Below are 12,560 nucleotides of genomic sequence, written 5' to 3'. Positions count from 1 at the left end.
ATCAATGAAAAGAATATTGGTTTGTGGTCTGGTTCCAGATGTTGGTGGCTTGGAAAAAATTGTTCTAGATTTTTATAACCATATTGATACCTCTGAATTTGAACTGGAATTTTTACTACAAGGTCCTGAAGATGTTGAATTTAGTGATCATTTTAAAAAGCTTTGTCGCAATCCTCTAGTCGTTCATAGAATCCCCAAGTTAAGACCTCATATCCAGCAAGCCTTAAAAGAATGGGATGATTTTTTTAAGAAGAATGCTCATCGTTATGATATTTTATGGTCCAATCAAAACGGCCTGACTCATCTAGAATTTTTAAAATTAGCAAAGAAATATGGGATAGAAAAAAGAATCGTTCATGGACATTGTGCGACAGCAGATAAATTTTATCGTTTTATTCACCCAATTAATCGACTTTTTGTCGGAAAATATGCAACAGATTTTTGGGCCTGTGGAACAGAAGCATTGAACCATTTTTATCATGGTCAAGAAAGAAAAAAAGCCTTGGTTATTCATAATGCCATTGAAGTTGAGAAGTTTTTATATGATCAAGAAATGCAAACCCAACTTCGAAAGGAGTATCAGATCCCTGAAAATTGTTTGGTCATTGGGCAAGTTTCCCGCTTAAATGAGAAACAAAAAAATCAAAGTTTTTGTGTGAAGGTCTTTTCTGAAATCGTCAAAAAAGAACCAAATTCCCGTTTAGTTTTTATCGGAAGAGGTGATACTGCATTTTTAGAAAATGTGGCAAAAGAATATGGTGTAGAAGATAAAGTCATTTTTACAGGATTGACCACTAATGTCGGAAAAATGCTAAATTTATTAGATGTGTTCTTCTTCCCATCTAATTTTGAAGGATTGCCAATTGTACTCATTGAAGCACAAGCAAATGGCTTACCTGTTGTAACAGCAAATCATCTACCAGATGCTAGAATACTAGGTAACTATGATAACAGCCTGTCTTTGAAGGATTCTCTTGAAGATTGGGCAGATAAGATTTTGTCGTTCAGAGATCATCGGGAGCTTGATACAGAAAAGGTGAAACAGCTAATAGATGAAAATGGCTACGAGATTGAATCAGCAACCAAACAGTTGGAGAAATTATTTAATGAGTAATAAAAAAGTTGGTGGAGAGGACAAACATGTCTTCTCTAATTTTTTATAATGATTTAATAGTTTGGAACACTATTTAATCCTGAAGCAAAAGCAGACAAAATAGAGAAGGCATGATATAATATAAAGTAGATTTCTATGTTATAAAACAAGAACTGTTTGGACATTATTCATTTGAAAGCTCCTTGATGTTCAAACAATAGGTGCTCTAAACCCTTGCTACGAAAGGAAAAAAACTCAATGGCTACTATTCAATGGTTTCCTGGTCACATGTCTAAAGCGCGTCGACGGGTGCAGGAAAATTTAAAATTTGTTGATTTTGTGACGATTTTGGTGGATGCTCGCTTACCTCTGTCTAGTCAAAATCCTATGTTGACCAAGATTGTTGGTGACAAACCAAAACTCTTGATTTTAAACAAGGCAGACTTGGCTGATCCAGCAATGACCAAGGAATGGCGTCAGTATTTTGAATCACAAGGAATCCAGACGCTGGCTATCAACTCCAAAGAGCAAGTGACTGTAAAAGTCGTAACAGATGCTGCCAAAAAACTCATGGCTGATAAGATTGCTCGTCAGAAGGAACGTGGTATCAAGATTGAAACCTTGCGTACCATGATTATTGGGATTCCAAACGCTGGTAAATCAACTCTCATGAACCGTTTAGCTGGTAAGAAGATTGCCGTTGTCGGCAACAAACCAGGTGTTACCAAGGGGCAACAATGGCTTAAAACCAATAAAGACCTTGAAATCCTGGATACACCGGGGATTCTCTGGCCTAAGTTTGAGGATGAAACTGTTGCGCTTAAGTTGGCCTTGACTGGAGCTATCAAAGACCAGTTGCTTCCTATGGACGAGGTAACTATTTTTGGCCTCAATTATTTCAAAGAACATTATCCAGAAAAGCTGGCTGAACGCTTCAAACAAATGAAAATTGAAGAAGAAGCGCCTGTTATTATTATGGACATGACCCGTGCTCTCGGTTTCCGTGATGACTATGACCGCTTTTACAGTCTCTTCGTGAAGGAAGTCCGTGATGGCAAACTTGGTAACTATACCTTAGATACATTGGAAGACCTCGATGGCGACGATTAAAGAAATCAAAGAACTCCTTGCAACGGTCAAGGACCTAGATAGCCCTATTTTTTTAGAGCTTGAAAAGGATAATCGCTCAGGAGTTCAAAAGGAAATCAGCAAGCGTAAAAAAGCTATTCAGGCAGAATTGGATGAAGATTTTCGTTTGGAATCCATGCTTTCCTATGAAAAAGAACTTTACAAGCAAGGATTGACCTTAATTGCTGGTGTTGATGAGGTTGGTCGTGGTCCTCTTGCTGGTCCTGTAGTCGCTGCAGCCGTTATGTTACCTCAAAATTGTAAGATTCAAGGCCTCAACGACAGCAAGAAAATTCCTAAAAAGAAACATCTGGAGATTTTCCAAGCAGTCCAAGACAAAGCATTATCAATCGGCATTGGTATCATGGATAATCAGGTCATTGACCAAGTCAATATCTATGAAGCAACCAAACTGGCCATGAAGGAAGCAATCTCCCAGCTCAGTCCTCAGCCTGAGCACCTTTTGATAGATGCCATGAAGTTGGAATTACCCATTTCACAAACTTCCATCATCAAAGGTGATGCTAATTCCCTTTCAATCGCAGCGGCTTCTATAGTAGCCAAGGTTACACGTGATGAATTGATGAAGGAATTCGACCAGCAGTTCCCTGGCTATGATTTCGCTGCTAATGCAGGATATGGAACAGCTAAACACCTGGAAGGACTCGAAAAACTAGGAGTTACCCCAATTCACCGAACCAGCTTTGAACCCGTTAAATCACTGGTTTTAGGAGAAAAAGAAAGTTAAGTTAGAAGGAATGATTATGGAGGAACAGTCAGAAACACTCAGTTCCAAGAAAGAATTTGCCTTTGCCTCGAGTACCATATTATCCCAAGTTGGACGAGGAATCATTGTTGGTCTCGTTGTTGGAATTATCGTTGGATCCTTTCGTTTCTTAATCGAAAAAGGTTTCCACCTGATACAAGGACTTTATCAAGATCAAGCGCATCTAGTGCGCAATCTTTTTATCATTGGTCTATTTTATTTAATAGTTTGTTGGCTCAGTGCGAAATTAACTCGGTCAGAAAAAGACATCAAAGGTTCAGGAATTCCTCAAGTTGAAGCCGAATTAAAGGGACTCATGACCCTCAACTGGTGGGGTGTACTTTGGAAAAAATATATTTTAGGAATTCTTGCTATTGCCAGTGGACTTATGCTGGGGCGAGAGGGACCCAGTATTCAACTTGGAGCAGTAGGTGGTAAAGGAATTTCCAAATGGCTCAAATCCAGTCCAGTAGAGGAACGCTCCCTGATTGCCAGTGGTGCTGCAGCAGGATTAGCCGCAGCTTTTAATGCACCGATTGCAGGACTTCTCTTTGTGGTAGAAGAAGTTTATCACCATTTTTCACGCTTTTTTTGGGTATCTACTCTAGCAGCTAGTCTCGTAGCAAACTTTGTTTCTTTACTCATATTTGGCCTAACACCCGTACTGGACATGCCAGACAATATTCCTCTCATGACCCTAGACCAGTATTGGATTTACCTCCTCATGGGAATTTTTCTAGGACTTTCTGGTTTTCTCTATGAAAAAGCTGTACTCAATTTCGGTAGAGTTTATGACTGGATAGGTCAAAAAATCCGTTTGGATAGAGCTTATTACCCAATTCTTGCCTTCATTCTCATCCTACCAGTCGGCATCTTCTTACCCCAAATCCTTGGTGGTGGAAATCAGCTGGTTCTTTCCTTAACTGAGCAAGATTTTAGTTTCCAAGTTCTATTAGTTTACTTTTTGATTCGCTTTATTTGGAGCATGATTAGCTATGGAAGTGGCCTGCCAGGAGGAATTTTCCTACCAATTTTGGCACTTGGCTCCTTACTTGGTGCCCTAGTTGGTGTTATTTGTGTCAATCTTGGACTTGTCAGTCAAGAGCAATTCCCTATATTTGTCATTCTAGGAATGAGTGGCTATTTTGGAGCAATATCCAAGGCTCCCTTAACTGCTATGATACTCGTAACTGAGATGGTAGGAGATATTCGCAACCTCATGCCACTTGGTTTAGTAACCTTGGTCGCCTACATCATCATGGACTTACTTAAAGGTGCGCCAGTCTATGAGGCCATGCTAGAAAAAATGCTACCAGAAGAAGCGACAGATGAAGGAGAGGTCACACTCATTGAAATCCCTGTTTCAGATAAAATAGCAGGAAAACAAGTACACGAACTCAACCTGCCACACAACGTACTCATTACCACCCAAGTCCATAATGGCAAAAGCCAAACAGTTAACGGCTCAACCAGAATGTATCTGGGGGATATGATCCACTTGGTGATTCCAAAAAGTGAAATTGGGAAAGTCAAAGATTTGTTGTTGTAGTGATTTTTACATAATTTATGTTATGTAAAAAATAAACTTCTTAATTAAATATATTAGAAAACCGATTCTCAGCAATGAGATCGGTTATTTTTACATATAAGATATTTCACGTACAAATAATTGAGCTTTGGAAAAATAAGACTATAATTAAGTTAGAATTGATAATGCATAAAGCTAGAAAGGAGTTTACTGTATAAAATCTGTACAGTAAGATTAAAATCATGAAAAAGAAAACAATAGCAATTATACAATGTATTTTGTATCCCATAGCTCCTTACACAGCTCTTCAGTTAAGTAGAATGAACAGAAGTATCGTTACTGATAATCTCTTTTTTATTTTCCTTATTCTGTTGACTATTTCATTCTGGTTTAGTATTTGGAAACTAGAAAAAGCACTAGATAATGATTCACAATGAAACTGCAAAGATTTAAATCCATTTTACGCAAAAACTAGAAAATTTTGTACTTTTTCCTAAACAGTGGATAAGCCCTTGATACAACTGGGTTTAAGACGTAAAGTACACTCTCTAAAAATTGTACTTTATAATTGAAATGTACTTTATTTTAAGGCAAGATAAAGTACATTTTCACTAAACTAAAATGAACATTTGAAAAATTTCAGTTTTTACTTTGATAACGTACATTTTTAGCTATTTTTGTTCAAAAAAATTTTTTTAGTAATTGGGACGATTTAAGTCTTTTTTATCACTTTTAAAAAAAACTCTATAACATCTTTCTGAAAAACTATAATTTTCTTGAAAAATAAATAAGTCTATGCTATACTACTAGTAGACTTATTTATGGAGAAAATACATGAAACGTGAGATTTTACTGGAACGAATAGACAAACTAAAACAAATCATGCCCTGGTATGTTCTGGAATACTATCAATCTAAGCTAGCTGTACCTTACAGTTTTACAACCTTGTACGAATATCTCAAGGAATACGATCGATTTTTCAGCTGGGTTTTAGAGTCTGACATTTCAAATGCTGATAAAATGTCTGATATTCCTTTATCTGTCTTGGAAAATATGTCTAAGAAAGACATGGAATCTTTTATCCTTTATTTACGTGAACGTCCTTTGCTGAATGCTAATACAACCAAACAAGGAGTTTCACAGACAACTATCAATCGAACCTTGTCAGCTCTTTCCAGTCTTTATAAGTATCTAACCGAGGAGGTTGAAAACGATCAGGGGGAACCTTATTTTTATCGTAATGTAATGAAAAAAGTTTCAACCAAAAAAAAGAAAGAAACGCTTGCTGCCAGAGCTGAAAACATCAAGCAAAAACTCTTTTTAGGTGATGAAACAGAAGGTTTCCTAACTTATATTGACCAAGAGTATCCACAACAACTTTCAAATCGCGCTCTCTCATCATTCAACAAAAATAAAGAACGTGATTTGGCCATTATTGCCCTTCTATTGGCGTCTGGTGTCCGCTTATCTGAAGCTGTTAATCTGGATCTAAGAGATCTCAATCTCAAAATGATGGTTATTGATGTCACTCGAAAAGGGGGTAAACGTGACTCGGTCAATGTCGCTGCCTTTGCTAAGCCTTATTTAGAGAATTATTTGGCCATTCGAAATCAACGCTATAAGACGGAAAAAACAGATACAGCCCTTTTTTTGACTCTCTACAGAGGAGTTCCTAATCGTATCGATGCTTCCAGCGTTGAGAAAATGGTTGCTAAGTACTCTGAGGACTTCAAAGTCCGTGTAACACCCCATAAACTACGACATACCCTAGCAACCAGGCTCTATGATGCCACTAAATCGCAAGTTTTGGTCAGTCACCAGCTAGGACATGCCAGCACACAAGTCACTGACCTCTATACCCATATCGTCAATGATGAACAAAAGAATGCTCTGGATAGTTTGTGAATTACATAAAATAAATTATGTAAAATATAGCTCATAAAAAGAAGCTGCTAAAACAAGCAACTTCTTTTTAATTTATCCCACTACCGCTTCAGCGATTTCTTCACGGCTAATACCAGCGAAGTAGCGTGTAATATCAATAGTTTCTAGAGCTTTAAGGACATCTTCACGTTCGTATTTGACGCCACGAAGGACATCTTCTACTGCAGCAACGTCTTCAATACCAAAGAAGTCACCATAGATCTTGATGTCTTGGATTTTTGATTCAAGGACGTTGGCAAAAACTTCAACCTTACCACTAGTGAATTTTGTTCCACGACGAACGTTAAATTCAGGTGATTTACCGTAGTTCCAGTCCCAAGTTCCAAACTTAGTATCTTTGATACGGTTAATTTCAGCTAGTTCTTCCTCAGAAAAAACGTATTCTGTCATCTCTGGATACTCTTTTTTCATGTATTCCAAGAGTAAGTCACGGAATTCTTCGACTGTGATTTTTTCTGGTAGTTCATTGACAATATTGGTTACACGAGCACGGACGGATTTGACACCTTTTGATTCAAATTTATCTTTTGAAACCTTGAGGGCGTTAGCAAGGACTGACAAATCAACGTCAAAGAGCAAGCAACCGTGGTGCATGATACGACCGTTGATATAGGCTTGGGCATTGCCACAGAATTTCTTGCCGTCAATTTCTAAGTCATTACGACCTGTGAACTCAGCTTTAACCCCAAGTTGAGCCAAAGTATTGATAACTGGAGTTGAGAAGCTCTTAAAGTCAAAAGCCTTGTTTTCATCTTCTTTTGAGATAATCGTGTAGTTGAGATTGTTTAAATCGTGGTAAACAGCTCCACCACCACTGATACGGCGGACCACCTCAATACCATTTTCTCGAACATAATCACGGTTGATTTCTTCGATGGTATTCTGGTGACGACCAACAATGATAGATGGTTTGTTAATCCAAAGTAGGAAGATTTGATCCTCATCCAAAAGGTGTTTAAAGGCGTATTCTTCCAAGGCAATATTAAAGGCAGTGTCGTTTGAATGATTGATAATATATTTCATGATATCCCTTTATACGATAGAGACTGGAAAGATATTTTCCAGTCTATTCTATCTTCGTTTTATTTTTTCTTAGGTGAATGGATGGCCATTCCTAAAACATCCGCAAATGCTTCGTACATCACTTCAGAGTAAGTTGGATGTCCGTGGATAGTTTTCAGCATTTCTTCAACAGTAATTTCCATTTCGATAATGCTTGACGCTTCATTGATCAATTCTGCAGCTGCAGGACCGATGATATGAACACCAAGGATTTCTCCATATTTCTTATCAGCAATAACTTTAACGAAACCTTGAGCAGCATCAGAAGCAATGGCACGACCGTTAGCAGCAAAGTTGAACTTACCAATGGCTACATCGTACTTCTCACGGGCTTGTTCTTCTGTCAAACCTACTGCTGCTACTTCAGGGAGAGTGTAGATGGCTGCAGGAGTCAAGTTCAACTTGGCTACAGCATGATTTCCTTTAAGAGCATTTTCAGCAGCAACTTCACCCATACGGAAGGCTGCGTGCGCCAACATCTTAGTTCCGTTGATGTCACCTGGTGCGTAAATTCCTGGAACAGAAGTTTCCATGTATTCGTTGACCTTGATGCGTCCACGGTCCAGTTCAAACTCAACATCGCCAATACCTTCAAGGTCTGGTACACGACCGATTGAAAGAAGCGCTTTATTTGCGATGATATCATCTTTTCCTTCAACCTTGATACGAAGTTGACCATTTTCCTCGATGATTTCTTGCAGTTTAGTACCAGTCAAGATGGTCATTCCTTTACGCTCAAGGATCAAGCGAAGGTTCTTAGACACTTCTGCATCCATAGCTGGCACGATACGGTCCATCATTTCGATAACAGTTACTTTTGAACCAAATGTCATAAAGGCCTGACCGAGTTCGATACCGACAACTCCACCACCGATGATGACAAGGCTTTCTGGCACTTCGTTCATTTCAAGAATGTCGTCACTTGTCATCACGAGTGGAGATTCCATACCAGGGACGTTGATCTTGCTGACTTTTGAACCACCGGCAAGGATGATTTTCTTGGTTTCAAGTAATTCAGAACCATTTACCAAGACGTTCTTGTCTTTAGTAATGGTACCAATACCTTTATGCACAGTAACTCCGTAGCTACGAAGAAGTCCTGCAACACCACCAACAAGAGTATTAACAACTTTAGATTTAGTTTCTAAAAGTTTGTCCATATCAACAGTGAAGTTAGGATTTTCAATCACAATACCACGATTTGCAGCATGACCGATATTTTCAATAATTTCAGCGTTATGAAGGTAGGTTTTGGTTGGGATACAACCACGGTTTAAGCAGGTTCCGCCGAGTTCAGATTTCTCAACTAGAGCAACCTTACCACCGAGTTGGGCAGCTTTAATGGCTGCAACATAACCAGCAGGACCTCCACCAATCACAACGATATCAAAAGCATCATCGCTCTTACCATCATCGTTTGAGGCACTTGCTGCAGGTGCTGGGCTAGCTTCTGGCGCTGCGGATCCAGCTGTTGGGATATTTTCCCCTTCTTCGCCAAGGTAACCGATAACTTCCGTTACAGGGACTGTTTCACCGTCCCCTTTAAGGATAGCAATCAAGTACCCATCTTCTTCTGCTTCCAATTCCATGCTGACTTTATCAGTCATGATTTCCAAAAGGATTTCTCCTTCTTTTACAAATTCTCCGACTTTTTTATTCCATTGGACGATTTGTCCTTCTGTCATATCCACGCCGGCTTTTGGCATAATTACTTCTAAGGCCATGTCTTCCTTCCTTTATCTATATTTTTAAAATGAATACTCTTGTTCTTAAATCAACATTGAGATTGGATTTTCAATCAATTCTTTCAAGTCTTTCATAAACTTAGCACCAGCCATACCATCTACGACACGGTGGTCAATTGTTAAACCAAGACTCATGATTGGGCGAATCACAATTTCACCATTGACGACAGCTGGTTTCTCAATTGTCGAGCTCACACCAAGGATAGCTGAGTTGGGTTGGTTGATGATCGGACCAAAGGACTGAACGCCAAACATTCCCAAATTACTGATTGTGAAGGTTGAATTTTGAAGTTCACTTGGAGCCAATTTGCCATCCAAGGTACGACCGATGACATCCTTGAAGGCTACAACCAGTTCTGAAAGACTCATCTTCTCAGCATTGTAAACAACAGGTGTCATCAATCCATTATCCATCCCAACTGCCATGGCAAGATTGACATAGTTGTGAGTGATAATGGTCTTGCCATCTTCTGTCAATGAAGCGTTGATATAAGGATGCTTCATCAAGGTTTTCACAACAGCAAGTGAAAGAAGGTCTGTTACAGTAGTCTTCTTCCCAGTTGCTTCCATGATTGGTTCAAGCACCTTCTTACGAAGAGCCAACATTTCAGTCATATCAACTTCATAGTTGAGGGTGAAGGTTGGCGCAGTTAGGTAAGATTCAACCATACGTTGGGCAATAACTTTACGCATTGGTGTCATTGGAATACGTTCAATTTCACCGTATGGTGTTACGTTATCAGGAACTTCTTCCACTTTTTCAATCTGAGCAGGAGACTTGATGGTATCGTTTTCAATATTTTCAGGAAGCAAGGCCAAAACATCCTTCTTCATGATTTTACCACGATGACCAGTTCCTTGGATTTCCTGCCAAGCAATGTTATGTTCGAGAGCAATTCGTTTTGCAAGTGGCGAAATGCGAACCACGTTTGTGTCTTTATAAGTTTCCACGTCTTCTTTGTGGACACGACCGTTTGCACCTGAGCCAGAAACGTCGTAGAGGTTGATCCCTAAATCATCCGCTAACTTTCTAGCCGCAGGAGTCGCTCTTAGCTTGTCATCAGCCATGACCTCTCCAATTCTATTTATGATATTAAGCGCGCAGAGAACTCTGCACCTAAAAGATACAAAGTTTCTCGTCTGCTTTATTTTATTTACATAACTTATGTTATGTACTATTCTTTATTATATGTCTTACGGATTGCTTCTTTAATGCTTTCAACTGTTGGAATCATTGCATTTTCTAGGTTTTGCGCGTAAGGCATTGGCACATCTTCTCCTGCGCAACGGCGGATTGGTGCATCTAGATAGTCAAATGCTTCTGACTCTGAAATAATAGCTGAAATCTCGCCGATATAGCCGCTTGTTTTGTGAGCATCGTTGACCAGAACAACCTTACCAGTCTTCTTAACAGAATTGATGATAATATCCTTATCAAGCGGTACCAATGTACGTGGGTCAACGACTTCTACAGAGATGCCTTCTTCTGCCAATTCTTCAGCAGCTTGAACCACACGACGAAGCATTTTACCATAAGTAACAACTGTTACATCTGTACCTTCGCGTTTGATTTCCCCAACTCCTAGTGGGATTGTGTAGTCTGGATCAACTGGTACTTCCCCTTTTTGGTTAAATTCTGACTTGTACTCAAGAATGATAACAGGGTTATTATCACGGATAGAAGACTTAAGTAATCCTTTCATGTCCGCAGGTGTACCTGGCGCTACAACCTTAAGTCCTGGAATGTGAGTAAACCAAGACTCTAGAGATTGCGAGTGCTGGGCTGCAGAACCCACTCCATTACCAGCAGCGCATCGAACAGTCATTGGAACCTGACCTTTACCACCAAACATATAACGTGTTTTAGCGGCTTGGTTGACAATATTGTCCATGGCAATAACCGAGAAGTCCATAAAGGTCATATCGACGATTGGGCGAAGTCCTGTCATGGCTGCTCCTGCTGCAGCTCCAGAGATGGCAGCTTCAGAAATCGGACAATCACGAACACGTTCTGGACCAAATTCTTCAAGCATTCCGACAGAAGTACCGAAGTCTCCTCCGAAGACACCAACATCTTCTCCCATCAAGAATACATTTTCATCGCGACGCATTTCCTCAGACATAGCAAGGATAATGGTGTCACGGAACGACATTGTTTTTGTTTCCATTTTATCTCTTTCTCCTTAGTCTGCGTAAATATCTTCAAAGGCTGATTCAAGCGGTGGGAATGGACTTTCCTCTGCAAATTTAACAGAAGCTTCTACTGCTTCCTTTACTTGCGCTTGGATTTCTTCCAATTCTTCCGCACTTGCAATGTTATTTTCAATAAGGTACTTGCGAAGATTTTCGATTGGGTCTTTTTGTTTCCACAATTCCACTTCTTCACGGGTACGATATTTACCAGGGTCAGATGATGAGTGACCAAGCCAGCGATAAGTTACACTTTCAATCAAGACTGGGCCATTGCCACCACGAACATGGTCTACAGCTTTCTTAAAACCTTCATAAACGTCGATGACATTGTTTCCATCTTCGATGAACATTCCAGGAATTCCATAAGCGGCGCTACGTTGATGGATATGTTCTACATTGGTCATTTTCTTGATATCCGCAGAGATACCGTAACCGTTGTTAATGCAATAGAAAATGACTGGCAGCTTCCAGATAGAAGCCATGTTCACTGCTTCGTGGAAAACACCTTCATTGGTCGCACCATCTCCAAAGAAGCAGACAACGATTTTACCGGTATTTTGCATTTGCTGACTGAGGGCTGCACCAACAGCGATTCCCATACCACCACCTACGATACCATTGGCACCAAGGTTACCAGCATCAAGGTCAGCGATATGCATAGAACCACCTTTACCTTTACAGGTTCCAGTATATTTACCGAGGATTTCAGCCATCATTCCGTTTAGGTCAATTCCTTTGGCAATAGCTTGTCCGTGACCACGGTGGTTTGAGGTAATTAGATCATCTGGATTGAGAGCCAACATAGCACCCACGTTAGCTGCCTCTTCTCCAACAGAAAAGTGCGTCATTCCTGGCACTTTCCCTTTCTTTACTAATTGCGCAATTTTTAAGTCCATACGACGGATTTCTTCCATCTTACGGAACATCTCTAGCAAAAGATTTTTATCTAAAATTGACATCTTCTTGCCTTTCTAACTTTCTTCTTACCTTACTATTTTACCGTTTTTGGCAAATACTGTCAAAGTTTTTCTAAAGAAAATTTCACAAATTAAAAAAGAAAACCCCATAGGAATAAGGGATTTCCTTATCAAGAATATTTTT

Annotated in this window: 10 protein-coding genes; 5 read left to right on the top strand and 5 right to left on the bottom strand. The window is 39.6% G+C overall.

The window, feature by feature from the left end; translation table 11 throughout:
• The first annotated feature begins 4 nt into the window (after positions 1 to 4).
• The 5 genes from QM408_RS03875 to xerS all read left to right on the top strand — a co-directional run bounded on the left by QM408_RS03875 (position 5) and on the right by xerS (position 6,420).
• Positions 5 to 1,114 carry a glycosyltransferase gene (locus QM408_RS03875; protein WP_414373668.1) on the top strand — a complete coding sequence of 370 codons (1,110 nt, stop codon included), beginning with the start codon at positions 5 to 7 and terminating at the stop codon, positions 1,112 to 1,114.
• Positions 1,115 to 1,351: 237 nt separating this feature from the next.
• Positions 1,352 to 2,203 (top strand): ribosome biogenesis GTPase YlqF, encoded by an 852-nt coding sequence (gene ylqF / locus QM408_RS03870; RefSeq protein WP_414373666.1) that lies wholly within the window; start codon positions 1,352 to 1,354, stop codon positions 2,201 to 2,203.
• The gene (locus QM408_RS03865) at positions 2,190 to 2,969 is read left to right on the top strand and encodes a ribonuclease HII (RefSeq protein ID WP_414373664.1); all 780 of its coding nucleotides are present in this window, start codon (positions 2,190 to 2,192) and stop codon (positions 2,967 to 2,969) included. The genes ylqF and QM408_RS03865 overlap by 14 nt, the downstream gene beginning before the upstream one ends.
• Positions 2,970 to 2,985: 16 nt before the next feature.
• Complete coding sequence (locus QM408_RS03860) at positions 2,986 to 4,536, top strand: ClC family H(+)/Cl(-) exchange transporter (protein ID WP_261150442.1); 1,551 nt, start codon at positions 2,986 to 2,988, stop codon at positions 4,534 to 4,536.
• Positions 4,537 to 5,349: 813 nt separating this feature from the next.
• On the top strand, positions 5,350 to 6,420 hold the full coding sequence (gene xerS / locus QM408_RS03855; RefSeq protein ID WP_000817852.1) for a tyrosine recombinase XerS: 1,071 nt from the start codon (positions 5,350 to 5,352) through the stop codon (positions 6,418 to 6,420).
• Between the two features lie 72 nt (positions 6,421 to 6,492).
• Here the strand turns inward: xerS and QM408_RS03850 are convergent, their stop codons facing one another.
• From QM408_RS03850 to QM408_RS03830, 5 genes are all read right to left on the bottom strand, one after another.
• Positions 6,493 to 7,482 carry a lipoate--protein ligase gene (locus QM408_RS03850; RefSeq protein ID WP_033685027.1) on the bottom strand — a complete coding sequence of 330 codons (990 nt, stop codon included), beginning with the start codon at positions 7,480 to 7,482 and terminating at the stop codon, positions 6,493 to 6,495.
• A gap of 59 nt (positions 7,483 to 7,541) precedes the next feature.
• Positions 7,542 to 9,245, bottom strand: coding sequence for a dihydrolipoyl dehydrogenase (lpdA, locus tag QM408_RS03845; RefSeq protein ID WP_414373660.1), 1,704 nt, complete (start codon positions 9,243 to 9,245; stop codon positions 7,542 to 7,544).
• 45 nt (positions 9,246 to 9,290) lie between these two features.
• Entirely contained in the window at positions 9,291 to 10,334 is a 1,044-nt protein-coding gene (locus QM408_RS03840) for a dihydrolipoamide acetyltransferase (RefSeq protein WP_261022166.1), read from the bottom strand.
• 107 nt (positions 10,335 to 10,441) lie between these two features.
• Positions 10,442 to 11,434: an alpha-ketoacid dehydrogenase subunit beta gene (locus QM408_RS03835; RefSeq protein WP_238095909.1), complete on the bottom strand. Its 993-nt coding sequence runs from the start codon at positions 11,432 to 11,434 to the stop codon at positions 10,442 to 10,444.
• Positions 11,435 to 11,449: 15 nt separating this feature from the next.
• Complete coding sequence (locus tag QM408_RS03830) at positions 11,450 to 12,418, bottom strand: thiamine pyrophosphate-dependent dehydrogenase E1 component subunit alpha (protein WP_033681770.1); 969 nt, start codon at positions 12,416 to 12,418, stop codon at positions 11,450 to 11,452.
• Positions 12,419 to 12,560: the final 142 nt, after the last annotated feature.

The sequence above is a fragment of the Streptococcus mitis genome, from assembly GCF_047464965.1.
In the GTDB taxonomy this organism is placed as follows: Bacteria; Bacillota; Bacilli; order Lactobacillales; family Streptococcaceae; genus Streptococcus; species Streptococcus mitis_DU.
This window is presented reverse-complemented; position numbering and strand designations above follow the sequence as displayed.